Genomic DNA, 19,201 nt, shown 5'->3' with positions numbered 1-19,201 from the left:
ATAAACAGTTAACGCAAGCGTTCGGCAAGCCAGACACCAATGTCGCGAATCTCCTCGGGTAACACTTCGTGGCCCATTGGGTATTCCTGCCATGTCACGGTGACACCATGCTGCTTTAAATACTCGTAGGCGGTGCGGCCCATGGAGTTTTGAACGACGTCATCGTACTGGCCGTGTAAAGACAGCACGGGAATGCGCTGCTGGCTGGCGGAAAGCTCCAGTTCATCGCTGAAGGTCGGTGCATAGGTCGAGAGGGCAAGTACGCCACCCAGCGGCCCCTGCCATTTCAGAAACGCGGTGTGTAACGCCACCGCGCCACCTTGGGAAAAACCTGCGAGGAATATCCGCGAGGCGTCTATTCCGACGGCGCGCTCCACTTCGATCAAATTGACGATCCTCTGCGCCGACTCTTCCAGCTGCTCGCGGTTGATCGCGCGCGCGGGGCTCATGGCCAATATGTCGTACCAGCTCGGCATCTCGTAACCACCATTGATGGTCACGGCGCAGGTCGGTGCCTGAGGGAGAACGAAGCGGGTGGTCAGCAGGCTTTCCTGCAACGCCTCGGCCACCGGCAAGAAGTCGTAGCGATCGGCGCCCAGGCCGTGCAGCCAGATAACGCAGGCGTCTGCGGGCTTGACGGGTTGAAGAATCAAGGGCTCGGTCATGGTTGCTCCAATGTTGTGCAGACGCTCTCATTGGGTGCGAGGCCCGAGTGCACGTCTGGTTGATCAGTTAATAAGATGTCGCAAGGCTACAAGTTTTGCTATTGACCTGTCGCTAAATCGCTTCAGCGAGCGGTCTGGTACGGGCTTTGCTATGGGGAAACGGTGCAACCCATCTCGCGCCTTGCGGTAACACTATCAGTGTACTGCTGGCGGTGGGATAGCAAAGAATCCGGTGATGGATGTTCGCCAGTGGCCGCTACGGGCTTCGCGAACGTGAAAGGGCTACCGCCCGTTCGGCCGATTGGTGAGAAGTGAGTTGTCCATGATGTGGATTTTCTCCTACTAGACTCATAGCGCAGGTCTTACGTCGGTTGACCCCAAAAAAAGCCAACACGGGTCAACAACGCCTCATAAGGGTGCGACTGGACTCAAGCTCCGACACAACAAGAGCAAAACTGGAGGTTTGAATGAAGATGTTGAAATCCACCCTGGCTATCGTGACTGCAGCCGCAGTACTCGGTGTCAGTGGGTTCGCTCAGGCGGGTGCAACCCTGGATGCAGTGCAGAAGAAAGGTTTCGTACAGTGCGGCGTCAGTGACGGTCTGCCTGGCTTCTCGGTACCGGACTCGACTGGCAAGATCATCGGCATCGATGCTGACGTCTGCCGCGCTGTGGCCGCTGCCGTTTTCGGCGATGCGACCAAGGTCAAATTCAGCCAGTTGAACGCCAAAGAGCGCTTCACCGCGCTGCAGTCCGGCGAAATCGACGTGCTGTCGCGTAACACCACCTGGACCAGTTCCCGCGATTCGGGCATGGGCCTGGTGTTTGCCGGCGTGACGTACTACGACGGCATCGGCTTCCTGGTGAACAACAAGCTGGGCGTGAAGAGCGCTAAAGAGCTCGACGGCGCCACCATCTGCATTCAAGCCGGTACCACCACCGAGCTGAACGTTTCCGACTACTTCCGCGGCAACGGTCTGAAATACACCCCGATCACCTTCGACACCTCCGATGAAAGCGCCAAGTCGCTGGAATCCGGTCGTTGCGACGTGCTGACCTCCGACAAATCCCAGCTTTACGCACAACGCAGCAAGCTGGCGACCCCGACCGACTACGTCGTTCTGCCGGAAACCATATCCAAGGAGCCTCTAGGCCCGGTCGTGCGTAAAGGCGACGAAGAGTGGTTCAGCATCGTCAAGTGGACCCTGTTCGCGATGCTCAACGCTGAAGAAATGGGTATCACCCAGAAAAACGTTGAAGCTGAAGCCAAAGCCACCAAGAACCCGGACGTCGCTCGTCTGCTGGGCACTGACGGTGAATACGGCAAAGACCTGAAAGTGAAGAAAGACTGGGTCGTTCAGATCGTCAAGCAAGTGGGTAACTACGGTGAAGTGTTCGAGAAAAACCTCGGCAAAGGCACTCCACTGGCCATCGACCGCGGGCTGAACGCTCTGTGGAACAACGGCGGCATTCAATACGCACCACCAGTGCGCTGATGGTTCTATCACCCGGTGGGCCAACCACCGGGTGATGTTCTGTTCCATTATTTGCGGGGCACTTCATGCAAAATTCAATCGGCGCACCAAAGCAGAGGCTCAGCCTCAGCGATCCAAAAGTGCGTGCGTGGCTATTTCAGATCATCACCATTGTGGCGGTGGTCTCGATGGGCTGGTATCTGTTCGACAATACGCAGACCAACCTTCAACACCGGGGCATTACCTCCGGCTTCAGCTTTCTGGAGCGCAGTGCCGGTTTCGGCATCGCTCAACACCTGATCGACTACACCGAATCGGACAGCTATGCCCGGGTGTTTGTCATCGGCCTGCTCAACACGCTGCTGGTGACTTTCATCGGCGTGATCCTGGCGACGATCCTCGGGTTCATCGTTGGTGTGTCACGGCTGTCGAAGAACTGGATCATTGCCAAGCTGGCGACGGTGTATGTAGAGGTTTTCCGTAACATTCCGCCGCTGCTGCAAATCCTGTTCTGGTATTTCGCGGTGTTCCTGACCATGCCGGGGCCACGCAACAGCCATAACTTCGGTGACACCTTCTTTGTCAGCAGCCGTGGCCTGAACATGCCGGCCGCGTTGACGGCGGACGGTTTCTGGCCGTTTGTGGTGAGCATCGTCGTGGCCATTGTCGCCATCGTGCTGATGAGCCGCTGGGCGACCAAACGCTTCGAAGCGACCGGCGTACCGTTCCACAAATTCTGGGTCGGCCTGGCGCTGTTCCTGGTGATCCCTGCGCTGTGCGCATTGATCTTCGGCGCGCCGCTGCACTGGGAAATGCCGAAGCTGCAAGGCTTCAACTTCGTCGGTGGCTGGGTACTGATCCCGGAACTGCTGGCGCTGACCCTGGCCCTGACCGTATACACCGCGGCGTTTATCGCCGAGATCGTGCGTTCGGGCATCAAGTCGGTCAGCCACGGCCAGACGGAAGCGGCGCACTCGTTGGGGTTGCGCAACGGCCCGACCCTGCGCAAGGTGATCATCCCGCAAGCCCTGCGCGTGATCATTCCACCGCTGACCAGCCAATACCTGAACCTGGCGAAGAACTCCTCGCTGGCGGCCGGTATCGGTTATCCGGAAATGGTCTCGTTGTTTGCCGGTACGGTGCTGAACCAGACCGGGCAGGCGATCGAGGTGATTGCCATCACCATGAGCGTGTACCTGGCGATCAGTATCAGCATTTCTCTGCTGATGAACTGGTACAACAAGCGCATTGCGCTGATCGAGCGGTAAGGAAAAGCGCATGACGACTCATACTTTCAAGCCTGACATGCCACCCCCGAGCCGCAGCATCGGTGTCGTGGCGTGGATGCGCGCGAACATGTTCTCCAGCTGGCTTAACACCCTGCTGACCCTGTTCGCGTTCTACCTGATCTACCTGGTGGTGCCGCCGATCCTGCATTGGGCGATCCTGGACGCCAACTGGGTCGGCACCACGCGTGCCGACTGCACGAAGGAGGGCGCCTGCTGGGTGTTCATCCAACAGCGCTTCGGCCAGTTCATGTACGGCTACTACCCGACAGACCTGCGCTGGCGCGTGGACCTGACCGTGTGGCTGGCGGTCATCGGCGTGGCACCGCTGTTTATCTCGCGCTTTCACCGTAAAGCGGTGTATGGCCTGAGCTTCCTCTTCTTGTACCCGATCATTGCCTACTTCCTGCTGCATGGCGGGCTCTTCGGTCTGAGCACCGTGGCGACCAGCCAGTGGGGCGGGCTGATGCTGACCCTGGTGATCGCCACTGTCGGTATTGCCGGTGCGTTGCCGCTGGGGATCGTCCTGGCGCTGGGCCGTCGTTCGAACATGCCGGCGATTCGTGTGGTCTGCGTGACCTTCATCGAATTCTGGCGCGGCGTACCGTTGATCACGGTGCTGTTCATGTCCTCGGTGATGCTGCCGTTGTTCCTGCCTGAAGGCATGAACTTCGACAAACTGTTGCGGGCACTGATCGGCGTGATCCTGTTCCAGTCGGCCTACGTCGCCGAAGTGGTGCGCGGTGGTCTGCAAGCGATCCCCAAAGGTCAGTACGAAGCGGCTGCAGCGATGGGCCTCGGTTACTGGCGCAGCATGGGCCTGGTGATTCTGCCGCAAGCCCTGAAGCTGGTGATCCCTGGCATCGTCAACACCTTCATTGCGCTGTTCAAGGACACGAGCCTGGTGATCATCATCGGCCTGTTTGACTTGCTCAACAGCGTCAAACAAGCCGCCGCCGACCCGAAATGGTTGGGCATGGCCACCGAAGGCTATGTGTTCGCGGCCCTGGTGTTCTGGATTTTCTGTTTTGGTATGTCGCGCTATTCCATGCATCTGGAACGCAAGCTCGACACTGGCCACAAGCGTTAGGAGTTCTCTGATGAGCGAAGCAATCAAAAAGCCTGTGAGCCCTGAAGGCATTATTCAGATGCAGGGCGTGAACAAGTGGTACGGCCAGTTCCACGTGTTGAAAGACATCAACCTGAACGTTAAACAGGGCGAGCGTATTGTCCTGTGCGGCCCGTCGGGTTCCGGCAAATCCACCACCATTCGTTGTCTCAACCGTCTGGAAGAGCACCAGCAGGGTCGCATCGTGGTCGATGGCGTGGAGCTGACCAACGACCTCAAGCAGATCGAATCGGTCCGTCGTGAAGTCGGCATGGTGTTCCAGCACTTCAACCTGTTCCCGCACCTGACCATCCTGCAGAACTGCACCCTGGCGCCGATGTGGGTGCGCAAGATGCCCAAGCGCAAGGCCGAAGAAATCGCCATGCATTACCTGGAACGCGTCCGCATTCCGGAGCAGGCGCATAAATTCCCGGGGCAACTGTCCGGCGGTCAGCAACAGCGTGTGGCGATTGCCCGTGCCCTGTGCATGAAACCGAAAATCATGCTGTTCGACGAACCGACCTCGGCACTCGACCCGGAAATGGTGAAAGAGGTTCTCGACACCATGATCGGCCTGGCCGAAGACGGCATGACCATGCTCTGCGTGACCCACGAAATGGGCTTCGCCCGCACCGTGGCCAACCGCGTGATCTTCATGGACAAGGGTGAAATCGTTGAGCAGGCCGCGCCGAACGACTTCTTCGATAATCCGCAGAATGAACGTACCAAGCTGTTCTTGAGCCAGATCCTGCATTGATGTCAGGATGACTGGTTAAACAAACCCGGCCTCGCGCCGGGTTTTTTATGTTTGCTGTTCAGGATGCGGTGAGCGTTTCATGCTCTTTGTGAACGGTGTCCTTGAACCCTCTCAAGTCTGCGCCTTCGCCCAAGGTTCTCGCATCCGCGAGCAAGTGCGGATAGCGATCAAGCAAGCGCATCAGCACCATCAGCGCCTTGGGCGGGAGTAATTCGCCGCGCTCGTAACGGGAAAACGCGTTGTGTCCACCACCGGACAACAGCAGCACCGCTTCTTTTTGCGATAGATGCAGCTTACGGCGGATGCGCTTCATCTCGTTGCCGATCATTTGTCTGCCGGCCATGACCAGTTCATCACCTGCGTCTGCATAGCGCTCCACACAACCGGGGTCGAATATCACTTCCCCGCATGCCTGGCACTCCCATCCAGACAAGTCATCGACCCGGCGCTCCATTCCCTTGACGCTCAAGGTTTCGCCGCGACCTTCGAAGTGCCTCATTCCCTCACGCGCGCCGCAGCTGAAGCATTGTTTTGTAATCATGGGTTTTTCTCCTTGAAGGAGATCACCGGAGGTTCACCGCCTGAGCAATAAGTGACCTTGATGTAAATCTCCAGATCGTGCGAAGTGATGTGGTAGACGTCTTGCCAGATTCGATGATCGTCATAGGTGGTCATCGATTTGTACAACATCTTGCTGTGCAATTCGAAAATGACTTCTTGCATCTCCCTGATGCTGAAGCCGAGGTCCATGCCGCTTTTCAGTGCGGTCTTGGTAAACGAGCCTTTGCCAAGCCGCCTGACATCCGCCTTTATCACCGAGAGATTGTAATGGGGTGTGTTCTTCTCCATAAGAAACCGTAAGTCCTGTCCCTGAAATTACCCTTAAAGGGTAATTTTGACTAATCGAAAATCCCGCTCCATTTCCCTCTCCCTGACCGTAGGCGGTTGCCGTCCTACACGTAGCTGACTAACATGTCAGAAAATTCATCCTATGATTGGATGAAAGGGCGAATCCTATGTCAGACATTTCTCCATTAATTAAACGATCTTTGGTCGACCAAGCGCTGGAGCAGTTGCGCCTGCGCATCAACGAAGGCCTCTGGACGGTCGGCCAACGCCTGCCCACCGAACCTGAGCTGTCCGCCGAGCTGGGCATCAGCCGCAATACCGTGCGTGAAGCCATGCGCGTATTGGCGTTTTCCGGGTTGATCGAAATTCGTCAGGGCGACGGCAGTTACCTGCGGGCGGTGGTCGATCCGCTCGACACCCTGAAGGCGTTGTCCCGCTGCTCCCACGAGCAAGCCCGGGAAACACGGCACATTCTGGAAGTCGAGGCCATCGGCCTGGCCGCGTTGCGTCGTACCGACGAAGACCTGGTGGCATTGCGCGAGGCGTTGGGCGTCAGCGGCAGCCACTATCACGGCGATCTCGACACCTATATCGCCTGCGATCTGGTGTTCCACCGTCGACTGGTGGACGCCGCGCATAACCCGACGCTCAGCGAGCTGTACCGCTATTTCTCCAGCGTCGTCGGTGCGCATTTGCGCGAGACCCTGAACATTTCCCCTCGACGCCAAGAAGTGTTCGACCTTCATATCGCACTGCTTGATGCCGTCGAGCAACGCGACCCGGAACGGGCCAAAGCCCTGTCGAGGCAGTTGATCAATGAACCTTGAAGCCGAGAACCCCATGTCCAGCCAGCAGGTCAACAACAGCAGCATTCCCCAGGCCAAGCGCACGGCGGAGCTCGAAGAGCTGCTGATCGACGCCGAGGCGGATGACGAACAGGTCCAGCAAAGTCACCCGATCCTGCGCCGTCCGTGGCTGCTGTTGCTGGGTCTGATTCTGGTGGCGCTGAACCTGCGCCCGGCGCTGTCGAGCATGGCGCCGATGCTCAGTGAGGTTTCGAAAACCCTCGGTTTGTCGGCGGCCCAGGCTGGTTTGTTGACGACGTTGCCGGTGCTGTGCCTCGGCTTGTTTGCACCGCTGGCGCCCGTGCTGGCACGACGTTTCGGCGCCGAGCGAGTGGTGTTGGGCCTTCTCTTGATGTTGGCCGGCGGGATCATCCTGCGCAGTTCGTTCGGCGAGATCGGCCTGTTTGCCGGCAGTGTGCTGGCCGGCGCGAGCATCGGTGTGATCGGTGTATTGCTGCCCGGCATCGTTAAACGCGACTTCGCGAAACACGCGGGCACCATGACCGGCGTCTACACCATGGCCCTCTGCCTTGGGGCGGCGATGGCAGCAGGGGCGACCGTGCCGTTGAGCGAGCATTTCGACAAGAGCTGGGCCTTGGGCCTCGGCTTCTGGGTGGTTCCGGCATTGGTCGCGGCGATTTTCTGGTTGCCACAAGTCGGCCAGAAACACGGCGCGCACAACGTCGCGTATCGGGTTCGCGGACTGTTGCGTGATCCACTGGCCTGGCAAGTGACGCTGTACATGGGCCTGCAATCTTCTCTGGCCTACATCGTGTTCGGCTGGTTGCCGTCGATCCTGATCGGTCGCGGCCTGACACCGACCCAGGCGGGTCTGGTGCTGTCAGGCTCGGTCATCGTTCAGTTGGCGAGTTCACTGGCGGCGCCATGGCTGGCGACGCGTGGCAAGGATCAGCGTCTGGCGATCGTCATCGTCATGCTGCTGACCCTTGGCGGCTTGTTCGGTTGTCTTTACGCACCGCTCGAAGGCTTGTGGGGTTGGGCGATCCTGCTCGGTCTGGGGCAGGGCGGTACGTTCAGTCTGGCGTTGACCCTGATCGTGCTGCGTTCGCGGGACGCCCATGTCGCGGCGAACCTGTCGAGCATGGCCCAAGGCTTCGGTTACACCCTGGCGTCCATGGGGCCGTTCGCGGTCGGCATCGTGCATGACTGGACCGGCGGCTGGAACGCCTTGGGCTGGATTTTCGGCATCATCGGCCTTGGGGCGATCATCGCTGGTCTCGGCGCCGGACGTTCGCTGTACGTCCAGGTCGAAAGCGAAAGGGTCTGACAGCCGCACACTGTCGGTATTCGGCTCACGAATGCCGATAGTGTTTCGCGCCTTTGTTGACTATCGTGCAGGCAATCCTTTGAAACCACTTTGCACATCAGGGAGCCTGTCCATGAGTGATGCCCACAACGCATTGATCACCCAGTTCTACCAAGCCTTCCAGCGGCTGGATGCCGAGGCCATGAGTGCCTGCTATACCGACGACGTGGTGTTCAGTGATCCGGCGTTCGGCGAGCTGCGCGGCCAAGAGGCCGGCGACATGTGGCGCATGCTCACCACTCGGGCCAAGGATTTTTCCCTGACGTTCGATAACGTGCGCAGCGATGAGCGCACAGGCGGCGCCCATTGGGTGGCGACGTACCTGTTCAGCCAGACCGGCAACACCGTGGTCAACGACATTCAGGCACGTTTTGTTTTTCGCGACGGCAAAATCTGCGAGCATCACGACAGCTTCGATCTGTGGGTCTGGTCCCGACAGGCGCTGGGTTTCAAAGGGCTGTTGTTGGGCTGGACGCCGGCGGTGAGAAACGCCGTGCGCGCGCAAGCCTTGAAGGGGCTGAAGGCATTTCAGGCCAGTCGCTGATAAGATCGCGGCTTGTTTTCTTTCAAGCCTTGATCGTCACGTGAACACCGCCAGCGAATCTTCCGTCATTACCGCCGAACCGACGCTGCCTGTCAGCAAACCCTGGTTCGTCTACCTCGTTCGCGCGGCCAATGGTTCGCTCTACTGCGGGATCAGCGATGATCCCGTGCGCCGCTTCGCCACCCACCAGAGTGGCAAGGGCGCGCGTTTTTTCCTCTCCAGCCCGGCCGTGGCATTGGTCTACACCGAAGCCTGCCGCGACAAAAGCGAAGCGCTGCGTCAGGAACGGCTGATCAAAAAGCTCAAGAAAAGCGCCAAGGAATGCCTGGTGGCGAGTGCTGCTGCAGGCTTATCAATCTGACTGATAAGTGCTCATCAGGCAGATGGCTGGGCTGCTCAGGGAATGCGCGCTAAGCTGCGGATTCCCTATCCGTGCGGCGGAGCCGAGCATGTCCGAGTTGATTTTGCATCATTACCCGACGTCCCTTTTCGCCGAAAAGGCCCGCTTGCTGCTGGGCTTCAAGGGGCTGTCCTGGCGCTCGGTGAAGATCTCGCCGGTGATGCCAAAACCCGATCTGACCGCGTTGACCGGCGGCTATCGCAAGACGCCGGTATTGCAGATCGGCGCGGATATCTATTGCGACACGTCGCTGATCGCCCGTCGTCTGGAACAGGAAAAAGCCTTGCCGGCGTTCTTCCCGGAAGGTCAGGAAATGACCACCGCCACGTTCGCCGCATGGGCGGATTCGGTGGTGTTCCAGCACGCGGTCAGCCTGGTGTTTCAACCGGAATCGATCGCCGTGCGCTTCGGCAATATGCCGCCGGAAGCGATCAAGGCGTTCATTGCCGATCGCGCGGAGTTGTTCAGCGGTGGCAGCGCCACACGGTTGTCGGCAGAGCAGGCCCGGCATCAATGGCCGACCATCATGACGCGTCTGGAGCAACAGCTTCAGCGTGAGCAGGGCGACTTCCTGTTCGGTGAGCCGTCGATTGCCGACTTCGCCCTGGCCCATCCGTTGTGGTTTCTAAAAGCCACGCCCGTTACGTCACCGTTGGTCGATGCTTATCCTGCGGTTACGGCGTGGCTGGGTCGCGTGTTGGGCTTCGGTCATGGCGCATTCAGCGAGATGACGTCCGAAGAGGCGCTGGAAGCTGCGCGCAATGCCACACCGGCCGCATTGCCGGATGAGCAATTCGACGAGCCGAATGGTTTTGAGGCTGGTCAGCAGGTGGTCATTGCCGCCATCGATTATGGCGTTGACCCGGTGGTGGGTGAGTTGTTGTTTGCGGGCAGTGAAGAATTGATTCTGCGTCGCGAAGACGAACGTGGCGGCGTGGTGCATGTGCACTTTCCGCGATTCGGGTTTCGCATTGAAGCCCAATAAATACTGAGCAAAAAACGCCCGGCAATGCTGGGCGTTTTCATGTCTGGGTTACTTCAACGCGGCGAGAATCTCATCCGGGTCATACCCGCGAATCAACGTCCCATTCACATCGATCAGCGGTATCCCGCGTCCACCCAGCGCTTCGTAGGCCTTGCGTGCCTCGGCATCCTTCTCGATATCGAACTCCTTGTATGGAATGCCCTTCTGATCGAGAAAGCGTCGGGTCAGTTTGCAGTAGCCACACCATTCAGTGGTGTAGAGCACGACGTTGGCCTTGGCCTGAGTCTGCTCGGACACCACCTGTGCCGGATGGAACACCCGCTCGATCTTGCCCCAGTTCTGGTAGACCACAACCACCAGCAGGATCAGCAGGAACTTCTTCAGTACGCCGCCGAGCATCAGTTACGTCGCTTGAGCTGATCGGTGAGCTGGGTCGGCAGACCTTTGATGATCAGCGTGCCGGCTTCTTCGTCGTATTCGATCTTCGAGCCCAGCAGGTGCGCTTCGAAGCTGATGGACAGGCCTTCGGCGCGACCGGTGAAGCGGCGGAACTGATTGAGGGTACGTTTATCTGCCGGAATCTCCGGCGACAGGCCGTAGTCCTTGTTGCGGATGTGATCGTAGAAAGCTTTCGGGCGCTCTTCGTCGATCAGCTCCGAGAGTTCTTCCAGGCCCATGGGTTCGCCCAGTTTTGCCTGGCTGCTGGCGTAATCCACCAGGGTCTTGGTCTTCTCGCGGGCGGATTCTTCCGGCAGGTCTTCGCTTTCGACGAAGTCACTGAAGGCTTTGAGCAGGGTGCGGGTTTCGCCGGGGCCGTCGACGCCTTCCTGGCAGCCGATGAAGTCGCGGAAATACTCCGAAACCTTTTTGCCGTTCTTGCCTTTGATGAACGAAATGTACTGCTTGGACTGCTTGTTGTTCTGCCACTCCGAAACGTTGATCCGCGCCGCCAGGTGCAGTTGGCCCAGGTCCAGGTGCCGGGACGGGGTCACGTCCAGCTGATCGGTCACTGCAACGCCTTCACTGTGGTGTAGCAGGGCGATCGCCAGGTAGTCGGTCATGCCTTGCTGATAATGCGCAAACAGCACGTGGCCGCCCACAGAGAGGTTCGACTCTTCCATCAGCTTTTGCAGATGTTCCACCGCCACCCGGCTGAACGCGGTGAAATCCTTGCCGCCATCGAGGTATTCCTTCAGCCAGCCGCTGAACGGATGCGCCCCGGACTCGGCATGGAAGAAACCCCATGCCTTGCCTTGTTTGGCGTTGTAGCTCTCATTGAGGTCGGCAAGCATGTACTCGATGGCGCTCGACTCGGCCAGTTCGGAATCGCGAGCGTGGAGAACTGCAGGTGTGCCGTCGGGTTTTTTGTCGATCAGGTGGACGATGCAATGACGGATCGGCATGGGCTTCTCGGCTGATTGAAGAGAGGAGGGCGTGCTCCCCCAAAAAGTGCCAAGTGTACCGCAACCACTGGTTTTGGCGCGGTACGAAGGGCAATTCGCAGGTGTCCGATGGCGCTTATGCTGTTTTTTACAGTTTTAGAGCAATAAAGCTGACCAAATGGGTAGCTAGAGGCGGATATTTCCCCGTCTCTGTGCTAGTTTTGCCCGGTCTTACGCGAAGTCACTGCGTTAAGCGTGCATTCAGCATTTGTCAGGTCGAACCAAACCCTGATTTCGGTATCTATAACCCCGACTCGTCGTGGTTATGGCCGAGGGTGCCAGATCCAGAAGATCGGGCTCGATGGCTGACACTGCACTCTGCAATCCATATGAATTTGATAGGGAAGGAACATTACATGGCTCTTACTAAAGACCAACTGATCGCCGACATCGCTGAAGCTATCGACGCGCCAAAAACCACCGCGCGTAACGCTCTGGACCAACTGGGCCAAATCGTTGCCGATCAGCTGGAAAACGGCGGCGAAATCACCCTGCCAGGTATCGGCAAGCTGAAAGTGACTGAGCGTCCTGCCCGTACCGGCCGCAACCCTTCGACTGGCGCTGCCATCGAAATCGCTGCCAAGAAAGTTATCAAGCTGGTTGTGGCCAAAGGCCTGACCGACGCTGTTAACAAGTAAGACGCAGTAAAAAAAAGCCGTGCTCCGGAGTGATCCGGGCACGGCTTTTTTGTGCCTGCGATTCAGCGACTGACCGAGGGCCAGTCGCTGTTTCAGTGACTAATCAGCTTTTGCGAGCCCAGCGTTCGCGCCAGACCTGCTGCTCGGATTTGGTCTGGAAGGTCCAGGCGACGAAGCGGCTTTGCTTCTGGCCCTGGGACATTTCCACAACCTGGCTTTCCAGTACGCCGGCCTTTTTCAGCGCCGTCTGGATCGCCGGCAGGTTTGAGGCTTTCGAGACCAGGGTGCTGAACCAAAGCACTTTGTGTTGGAAATGCGCGCTCTCGGCGATCAGTTGCGTCACAAATCGTGCTTCGCCACCTTCACACCACAATTCTGCCGATTGACCGCCAAAGTTCAGCACTGGCAGTTTGCGTTTTGGATCGGCACGGCCCAGGGCGCGCCATTTCCGCTCGCTGCCCTTGGTCGCTTCGTCCATCGAGGCGTGAAACGGCGGGTTGCACATGGTCAGGTCAAAGCGTTCGCCGGGTTCGAGCAGGCCCAGCAGAATGTGCTTGGGATTGCTTTGCAGGCGCAACTGGATGGCTTTGTTCAGCCCGTTGGACTGCACGATGGCTTTGGCAGCGGCCACGGCCGTCGGGTCGATTTCCGAGCCGAGGAAGTGCCAGCGGTAGTCGCTGTAGCCGATCAACGGATAGACACAGTTGGCGCCCATGCCGATATCGAGCACCTTGACCGGTGCGCCGCGCGGGATCTCGCCGTCGTTGACGCTGGCCAGCAGGTCGGCCAGGAAGTGCACGTAATCGGCACGCCCCGGAACCGGTGGGCAGAGGTAATCAGCCGGGATGTCCCAATGGGCGACGCCGTAGAACGACTTGAGCAACGCCCGGTTGAACACCCGCACTGCGTCCGGGCTGGCGAAGTCGATGCTTTCCTTGCCATACGGATTGATGATCACGAACTTCGCCAGTTCCGGCGTGGTTTTGATCAGCGCCGGGAAGTCGTAGCGACCCTGATGGCGGTTGCGCGGATGCAGGCTGGCCTTCTCGCGGGGCTCCACGGCTTTGGCCGGGGTGGCGGAATCAGGCTTTTTGCGCGCAGGTCTTGGTGTGCGGGGGGCGTTCATGGGCGTTGTCGATTCGGGTATGGCTAAAAGTGGCGGGTATTGTCCCACATCCAGCCGCTGCGAACCCAATTGTGACAAATACCGCCATCTCCCCTGTGGGAGCGAGCTTGCTCGCGATAGCGGACTGTCAGCCAATATTGATGTTGAATGTTATGGCCTCATCGCGAGCGAGCTCGCTCCCACAGGGGATTTGCAGTGTTTGGGAGAAAGCGTCGGGCATAAAAAAGGGAGGCCGTTTCGGGCCTCCCTTTTTCATTGCGATTTGCCGTTACAGGCTGGCAATCCGCGCATGCTGCTCGGCCAACTTGCCCAAAGCCTGTTCAGCTTCAGCCAGTTTGGCGCGTTCCTTCTCGATGACTTCGGCCGGAGCCTTGTCGACGAAACCGGCGTTAGACAGCTTGCCGCCCACGCGCTGAACTTCACCCTGCAAACGCAGGATTTCCTTGTCCAGACGCGCCAGTTCGGCGTCTTTGTCGATCAGGCCGGCCATCGGCACCAGCACTTCCATCTCGCCCACCAGTGCGGTGGCGGACAGCGGTGCTTCTTCGCCAGCAGCCAACACAGTGATCGATTCGAGGCGAGCCAGCTTCTTCAGCAGGGCTTCGTTCTCGGTGAGACGACGCTGATCTTCGGCGCTGACGTTTTTCAGGAACAGGTTCAACGGCTTGCCTGGACCGATGTTCATCTCGGCGCGGATGTTGCGCGTGCCGAGCATCAGTGTCTTCAGCCACTCGATGTCATCTTCGGCAGCCTGGTCGATGCGTGCTTCAACGGCCACTGGCCACGGTTGCAGCATGATCGTCTTGCCTTCGATACCGGCCAGCGGCGCGATGCGCTGCCAGATTTCTTCGGTGATGAACGGCATGAACGGATGCGCCAGACGCAGCGCGACTTCCAATACCCGAACCAGCGTGCGGCGGGTGCCGCGCTGACGTTCGACCGGCGCGTTTTCGTCCCACAGCACAGGCTTGGACAGTTCCAGGTACCAGTCGCAATACTGGTTCCAGATGAACTCGTACAAGGCTTGTGCGGCCAGGTCGAAACGGAACTGATCGAGTTGACGGGTCACTTCGGCTTCGGTGCGTTGCAGCTGCGAAATGATCCAGCGGTCCGCCAGCGACAGCTCGTAAGCCTCGCCGTTCTGACCGCAATCTTCGCCCTTGTCCAGCACGTAGCGCGCGGCGTTCCAGATCTTGTTGCAGAAGTTGCGGTAGCCCTCGACGCGGCCCATGTCGAACTTGATGTCGCGACCGGTGGACGCCAGCGAGCAGAAGGTGAAGCGCAGGGCATCGGTGCCATAGCTGGCGATGCCGTCGGCGAACTCGTCGCGGGTCTGCTTCTCGATCTTCTTCGCCAGTTTCGGCTGCATCATGCCCGAGGTGCGTTTCTGCACCAGGTCTTCGAGCTCGATGCCGTCGATGATGTCCAGCGGGTCCAGGACGTTGCCCTTGGACTTGGACATCTTCTGGCCCTGGCCATCACGCACCAGACCGTGAACGTAAACGGTCTTGAACGGAACCTGCGGCGTGCCGTCTTCGTTCTTCACCAAGTGCATGGTGAGCATGATCATCCGGGCAACCCAGAAGAAAATGATGTCGAAACCGGTCACCAGCACGTCGGTGGAATGGAATTTCTTCAGGAATTCGGTCTGCTCAGGCCAGCCGAGCGTCGAGAACGTCCACAGACCCGAGCTGAACCAGGTGTCGAGAACGTCGTTGTCCTGTTGCAGCGCCACGTCCGGGCCGAGGTTGTGCTTGGCGCGTACTTCGGCTTCGTCGCGACCGACGTAGACCTTGCCCGACTCGTCGTACCAGGCCGGAATCCGGTGGCCCCACCACAACTGACGGCTGATGCACCAGTCCTGGATGTCGCGCATCCACGAGAAGTACATGTTTTCGTACTGTTTCGGCACGAACGCGATGCGGCCGTCTTCAACAGCAGCGATAGCTGGCTCAGCCAATGGCTTGGTCGACACGTACCACTGGTCGGTCAGCCACGGCTCGATGATGGTGCCGGAGCGGTCGCCTTTCGGCACTTTCAGCGCGTGGTCGTTGACGCTGACCAACAGGCCGGCGGCATCGAATGCAGCAACGATCTGCTTGCGCGCTTCGAAGCGGTCAAGGCCGGCGTATTCGGCCGGAATCTTGCCGTCGATGCTTTCGTTCAGCGTGCCGTCGAGGTTGAATACCTGGCAGGCCGGCAATACAGCGGCGTTCTTGTCGAAGATGTTCAGCAGCGGCAGGTTGTGACGCTTGCCGACTTCGTAGTCGTTGAAATCGTGGGCCGGGGTGATTTTCACGCAGCCGGTGCCGAATTCAGGATCGCAATAATCGTCGGCGATGATCGGAATGCGGCGGCCGACCAGCGGCAGCTCGACAAATTTGCCGATCAGGGCCTGGTAGCGTTCATCGTTCGGGTTAACCGCTACGGCGGCGTCGCCGAGCATGGTTTCCGGGCGAGTGGTCGCGACGATCAGGTAATCCTGGCCTTCAGCAGTCTTGGCGCCATCGGCCAGCGGGTATTTCAGGTTCCACAGGAAGCCTTTCTCGTCGTGGTTTTCCACTTCGAGGTCGGAAATCGCCGTGTGCAACTTGGTGTCCCAGTTGACCAGGCGCTTGCCGCGGTAGATCAGGCCGTCTTCGTGCAAGCGCACAAAGGCTTCTTTAACGGCTTCCGAGAGGCCGTCGTCCATGGTGAAGCGCTCGCGGCCCCAGTCCACGGACGAGCCGAGACGGCGGATCTGACGGCTGATGTTGCCGCCGGACTGATCCTTCCATTCCCAGACTTTCTCGAGGAATTTCTCACGACCCAGGTCGTGACGATTCTGGCCCTGAGCTTCGAGTTGACGCTCCACCAGCATTTGCGTGGCGATACCAGCGTGGTCGGTACCCGGCTGCCACAGGGTGTTACGACCCTGCATGCGGCGGAAACGGATCAGGGCGTCCATGATCGCGTTGTTGAAGCCGTGACCCATGTGCAGGCTGCCGGTGACGTTCGGCGGCGGGATCATGATGGTGTAGGACTCGCCCGCGCCTTGCGGGGCGAAGTAATTCTCTGACTCCCAGGTGTTGTACCAGGAAGTTTCAATGGCGTGCGGCTGGTAGGTCTTATCCATGCGCGGCGGGACCCTATTGGCATTTATTCAGGAAAAGCCGGCAAGTATAGCGGGGCATGGGGCGTAGGGCGAGTGAGTGCAGACAGGGCGCATCATCAAAAACGACGCAGATCAAATGTGGGAGCGGGCTTGCTCGCGAAGGGGCCATCACCTTCAACATTGATGTTGGCTGATACATCGCTTTCGCGAGCAAGTCGGATCGCCGCACCGCCGCTCCCACAAGTAGGGCGGGGTTATTCGTATTGGCTGAGGAGACGTTCCATCCGCGCGCTGAGGCGGCGTTTGATTTCGGTTTCGATGTGCGGGGCGAAGTCGTCGATCACGTCTTGCATGATCAATTGCGCGGCGGCGCGCAGTTCGCCATCCAGGTGCAGCAGGTCGTCGGGGCCTTTGCTGGCGGCGGGTGCCGGTTGGGCGACTGGGGCAGCAGGGGCGGGTGGCGCCGGTTCGAGAATTGGCGGGCTGGCGCCGACGGTATCGAACAGCATCGGAATCTGTTCCTGATCACCTTCCTCGACCGTGTCGGTGAGCAAGGGCGGTTGCAGGTTGTCATCGCCGAGCAGTTGGCGGATCGACTCAAGGTCATCCAGCAGGTGCGCGGACTTTTGCTGCGGTTTTGGAGTGTCCATCGGAATGCTCAGAGTCGCTGTAAACGGTGATCTTGCAGAGGATAGCCCTGTTCGCGGTAGAAACGGAAACTCTCCCGCGCAGCCGTACGAATCGTCGGATCTTCCACCACTACTTCCGCCACGCGGGCGAACTTGTTGGCGAATGCCGGGACTTTCAAGGCGAGATTGACCAGCAGGTCCTGATGCGGACCGCAGTCATCGCCAAAGCCCAACACAATCAAACCGTCCGGCTCATTTTCAGCGGGGCCGTGAGGCACGAAGCTTTCGCCCTTGAAGGCCCACAAGCGCGCATCGAGATCGTCGCGTTGGGCGGCATCGCTGCAATGCAGGTAGATGCGGTGGCCCATGCGCCAGGCTTTTTCGGTGAGCTTGCAGGCAAAGTCCAGCCGCGCTGAAGGATCGGCGCTGGGCAGGATATAGAAGTCGACTTTGGTCATTGCGGTTCCTGAGCCTTGGGTGGCGCCGCCCGAAAGTGACGCCGCCCAAGGTCATCGGTTTCAGGCTTTGGCGCGGTCCAGCAGGTATTGGGTCAGCAATGGAACCGGACGGCCAGTGGCGCCCTTGTCCTTGCCGCCGCTGGTCCAGGCCGTGCCGGCGATGTCCAGGTGTGCCCAGTTGAGGTTCTTGGTGAAGCGCGACAGGAAGCAGGCAGCGGTGATGGTGCCGGCTTTCGGGCCGCCAATGTTGGCGATGTCGGCGAACGGGCTGTCCAGCTGTTCCTGGTACTCATCGAACAGCGGCAGTTGCCAGGCGCGATCGTCAGCCGATTGGCCGGCGCTCAGCAGTTGGCCGATCAGCTCGTCGTTGTTGCCCAGCAGGCCCGACGTGTGGGAACCCAGCGCAACGACGCAAGCGCCGGTCAGGGTCGCGATGTCGATCACTGCCTGTGGCTTGAAGCGCTCGGAGTAGGTCAGGGCGTCGCACAGCACCAGACGGCCTTCGGCGTCGGTGTTGAGGATTTCCACGGTCTGGCCGCTCATGGTCGTGACGATGTCGCCAGGACGCGAAGCGTTGCCGCTCGGCATGTTCTCGGCGCAGGCCAGGATGCACACCAGGTTGATCGGCAGTTTCAGTTCGAGCACGGCACGCAGCGTACCGAATACGCTGGCAGCGCCGCCCATGTCGTACTTCATTTCATCCATGCCGGCGCCCGGTTTCAGGCTGATGCCACCCGTGTCAAAGGTGATGCCTTTGCCGACCAGTGCATACGGCTTCTCGGATTTCTTGCCGCCGTTGTATTGCATGACGATCAGGCGCGGTGGCTGGGCGCTGCCTTGGCCGACGGCGTAGAACGAGCCCATGCCCAGGTCCTTGATCTTCTTCTCATCAAGGACTTCGACTTTCAGGCTCTTGAATTCTTTGCCCAGGTTCTTCGCTTGCTCACCGAGGAACGTCGGGTGGCAGATGTTCGGCGGCAGGTTGCCCAGGTCGCGGGTGAACGCCATGCCGTTGGCGATGGCGGTGGCGTGGGCCACGGCGCGCTCGACTTCAGCCTGGGCAGCCTTGATGGTCACCAAAGTGATTTTCTTCAGGGCGCGAGGCTCTGCTTTCTGGCTTTTGAACTGGTCGAACGTGTATTCACCGTCCACCAGGGTTTCGGCCAGCAGGCGGGTCTTGCCGTAGCTGTCACGGCCTTTTACCACGACTTCGTCCAGGGCCAGCACTGCATCGCTGCCGCCCAGGCCTTTAAGGGTGCTGAGGATGCCGGCGATGATTTTGCGGAACGGGCGGTCGCCCAGCTCTTCGTCCTTGCCAACGCCGACCAGCAGCACGCGTTCGGCCTTGAGGTTCGGCAGGCTGTGCAGCAACAGGCTCTGACCGACTTTGCCAGCCAGGTCGCCGCGCTTGAGCACAGCGCTGATGGCGCCACCGCTCAGTTCGTCGAGTTGTTTGGCGACGGCGCCGAGCTTGCGGCCTTCGCCGACGGCGACCACCAGAGTGGCGGTTTTCAACGTTTCTGGGCTAACGCTTTTTACAACCAGTTCCATGTCCGGGTCCCTGAATTAATGG

Annotated in this window: 20 protein-coding genes; 10 read left to right on the top strand and 10 right to left on the bottom strand. The window is 59.3% G+C overall.

What is annotated here, in order from left to right:
* Positions 1 to 8: 8 nt before the first annotated feature.
* Positions 9 to 665 carry an alpha/beta hydrolase gene (locus tag ACYZTZ_RS22655; RefSeq protein ID WP_461999769.1) on the bottom strand — a complete coding sequence of 219 codons (657 nt, stop codon included), beginning with the start codon at positions 663 to 665 and terminating at the stop codon, positions 9 to 11.
* A gap of 467 nt (positions 666 to 1,132) precedes the next feature.
* Between ACYZTZ_RS22655 and ACYZTZ_RS22650 the strand changes: the two genes are divergently transcribed.
* The 4 genes from ACYZTZ_RS22650 to ACYZTZ_RS22635 all read left to right on the top strand — a co-directional run bounded on the left by ACYZTZ_RS22650 (position 1,133) and on the right by ACYZTZ_RS22635 (position 5,291).
* Complete coding sequence (locus ACYZTZ_RS22650) at positions 1,133 to 2,161, top strand: amino acid ABC transporter substrate-binding protein (RefSeq protein ID WP_033056430.1); 1,029 nt, start codon at positions 1,133 to 1,135, stop codon at positions 2,159 to 2,161.
* A gap of 65 nt (positions 2,162 to 2,226) precedes the next feature.
* Positions 2,227 to 3,408, top strand: coding sequence for an amino acid ABC transporter permease (locus tag ACYZTZ_RS22645; protein ID WP_046048228.1), 1,182 nt, complete (start codon positions 2,227 to 2,229; stop codon positions 3,406 to 3,408).
* Positions 3,409 to 3,418: 10 nt separating this feature from the next.
* The gene (locus ACYZTZ_RS22640) at positions 3,419 to 4,516 is read left to right on the top strand and encodes an amino acid ABC transporter permease (RefSeq protein ID WP_046048227.1); all 1,098 of its coding nucleotides are present in this window, start codon (positions 3,419 to 3,421) and stop codon (positions 4,514 to 4,516) included.
* A 10-nt stretch (positions 4,517 to 4,526) separates the two neighbouring features.
* Positions 4,527 to 5,291, top strand: coding sequence for an amino acid ABC transporter ATP-binding protein (locus ACYZTZ_RS22635; protein ID WP_008147575.1), 765 nt, complete (start codon positions 4,527 to 4,529; stop codon positions 5,289 to 5,291).
* 58 nt (positions 5,292 to 5,349) lie between these two features.
* On the opposite strand, the gene ACYZTZ_RS22630 is transcribed toward ACYZTZ_RS22635, so the two are convergent.
* On the bottom strand, positions 5,350 to 5,832 hold the full coding sequence (locus ACYZTZ_RS22630; protein ID WP_461999768.1) for a type II toxin-antitoxin system MqsA family antitoxin: 483 nt from the start codon (positions 5,830 to 5,832) through the stop codon (positions 5,350 to 5,352).
* Positions 5,829 to 6,140 carry a type II toxin-antitoxin system MqsR family toxin gene (locus tag ACYZTZ_RS22625; RefSeq protein WP_461999767.1) on the bottom strand — a complete coding sequence of 104 codons (312 nt, stop codon included), beginning with the start codon at positions 6,138 to 6,140 and terminating at the stop codon, positions 5,829 to 5,831. The genes ACYZTZ_RS22630 and ACYZTZ_RS22625 overlap by 4 nt, the downstream gene beginning before the upstream one ends.
* Before the next feature lie 167 nt (positions 6,141 to 6,307).
* Here ACYZTZ_RS22625 and ACYZTZ_RS22620 point away from each other — a divergent pair, with 167 nt between their 5' ends.
* The 5 genes from ACYZTZ_RS22620 to ACYZTZ_RS22600 all read left to right on the top strand — a co-directional run bounded on the left by ACYZTZ_RS22620 (position 6,308) and on the right by ACYZTZ_RS22600 (position 10,241).
* On the top strand, positions 6,308 to 6,967 hold the full coding sequence (locus ACYZTZ_RS22620) for a FadR/GntR family transcriptional regulator (protein WP_461999766.1): 660 nt from the start codon (positions 6,308 to 6,310) through the stop codon (positions 6,965 to 6,967).
* A complete protein-coding gene (locus tag ACYZTZ_RS22615) occupies positions 6,957 to 8,273 on the top strand; it encodes a CynX/NimT family MFS transporter (protein WP_461999765.1) in 1,317 nt (438 codons plus the stop codon). Before ACYZTZ_RS22620 ends, ACYZTZ_RS22615 begins: the two co-directional genes overlap by 11 nt.
* Positions 8,274 to 8,385: 112 nt before the next feature.
* Positions 8,386 to 8,856, top strand: a complete 471-nt coding sequence (locus tag ACYZTZ_RS22610; RefSeq protein ID WP_461999764.1) for a nuclear transport factor 2 family protein — start codon at positions 8,386 to 8,388, stop codon at positions 8,854 to 8,856.
* Positions 8,857 to 8,896: 40 nt separating this feature from the next.
* Positions 8,897 to 9,217 (top strand): GIY-YIG nuclease family protein, encoded by a 321-nt coding sequence (locus ACYZTZ_RS22605; RefSeq protein ID WP_461999763.1) that lies wholly within the window; start codon positions 8,897 to 8,899, stop codon positions 9,215 to 9,217.
* Between the two features lie 88 nt (positions 9,218 to 9,305).
* Positions 9,306 to 10,241, top strand: a complete 936-nt coding sequence (locus ACYZTZ_RS22600; RefSeq protein WP_461999762.1) for a glutathione S-transferase family protein — start codon at positions 9,306 to 9,308, stop codon at positions 10,239 to 10,241.
* Positions 10,242 to 10,289: 48 nt separating this feature from the next.
* Here the strand turns inward: ACYZTZ_RS22600 and ACYZTZ_RS22595 are convergent, their stop codons facing one another.
* Together ACYZTZ_RS22595 and yejK are read right to left on the bottom strand one after the other, a co-directional pair.
* Complete coding sequence (locus tag ACYZTZ_RS22595) at positions 10,290 to 10,640, bottom strand: glutaredoxin family protein (RefSeq protein WP_056743579.1); 351 nt, start codon at positions 10,638 to 10,640, stop codon at positions 10,290 to 10,292.
* Positions 10,640 to 11,644 (bottom strand): nucleoid-associated protein YejK, encoded by a 1,005-nt coding sequence (yejK, locus tag ACYZTZ_RS22590; RefSeq protein WP_008147593.1) that lies wholly within the window; start codon positions 11,642 to 11,644, stop codon positions 10,640 to 10,642. Before yejK ends, ACYZTZ_RS22595 begins: the two co-directional genes overlap by 1 nt.
* Positions 11,645 to 12,039: 395 nt before the next feature.
* On the opposite strand from yejK, the gene ACYZTZ_RS22585 reads away from it, so the two are divergent.
* Positions 12,040 to 12,321 (top strand): HU family DNA-binding protein, encoded by a 282-nt coding sequence (locus ACYZTZ_RS22585; protein WP_007905514.1) that lies wholly within the window; start codon positions 12,040 to 12,042, stop codon positions 12,319 to 12,321.
* 103 nt (positions 12,322 to 12,424) lie between these two features.
* Here ACYZTZ_RS22585 and rlmF read toward each other — a convergent pair whose 3' ends face one another.
* From rlmF to ACYZTZ_RS22560, 5 genes are all read right to left on the bottom strand, one after another.
* A complete protein-coding gene (gene rlmF / locus ACYZTZ_RS22580; RefSeq protein WP_149419039.1) occupies positions 12,425 to 13,447 on the bottom strand; it encodes a 23S rRNA (adenine(1618)-N(6))-methyltransferase RlmF in 1,023 nt (340 codons plus the stop codon).
* Positions 13,448 to 13,715: 268 nt separating this feature from the next.
* Entirely contained in the window at positions 13,716 to 16,562 is a 2,847-nt protein-coding gene (locus ACYZTZ_RS22575; RefSeq protein WP_461999761.1) for a valine--tRNA ligase, read from the bottom strand.
* Positions 16,563 to 16,795: 233 nt separating this feature from the next.
* Entirely contained in the window at positions 16,796 to 17,191 is a 396-nt protein-coding gene (locus tag ACYZTZ_RS22570) for a DNA polymerase III subunit chi (protein WP_461999760.1), read from the bottom strand.
* 8 nt (positions 17,192 to 17,199) lie between these two features.
* Positions 17,200 to 17,628 (bottom strand): DNA polymerase III subunit chi, encoded by a 429-nt coding sequence (locus ACYZTZ_RS22565; protein WP_461999759.1) that lies wholly within the window; start codon positions 17,626 to 17,628, stop codon positions 17,200 to 17,202.
* Between the two features lie 60 nt (positions 17,629 to 17,688).
* Positions 17,689 to 19,179, bottom strand: coding sequence for a leucyl aminopeptidase (locus ACYZTZ_RS22560; RefSeq protein ID WP_461999758.1), 1,491 nt, complete (start codon positions 19,177 to 19,179; stop codon positions 17,689 to 17,691).
* Positions 19,180 to 19,201 lie beyond the last annotated feature (22 nt).

This window comes from Pseudomonas sp. LB3P58 (assembly GCF_054897895.1).
This window is presented reverse-complemented; position numbering and strand designations above follow the sequence as displayed.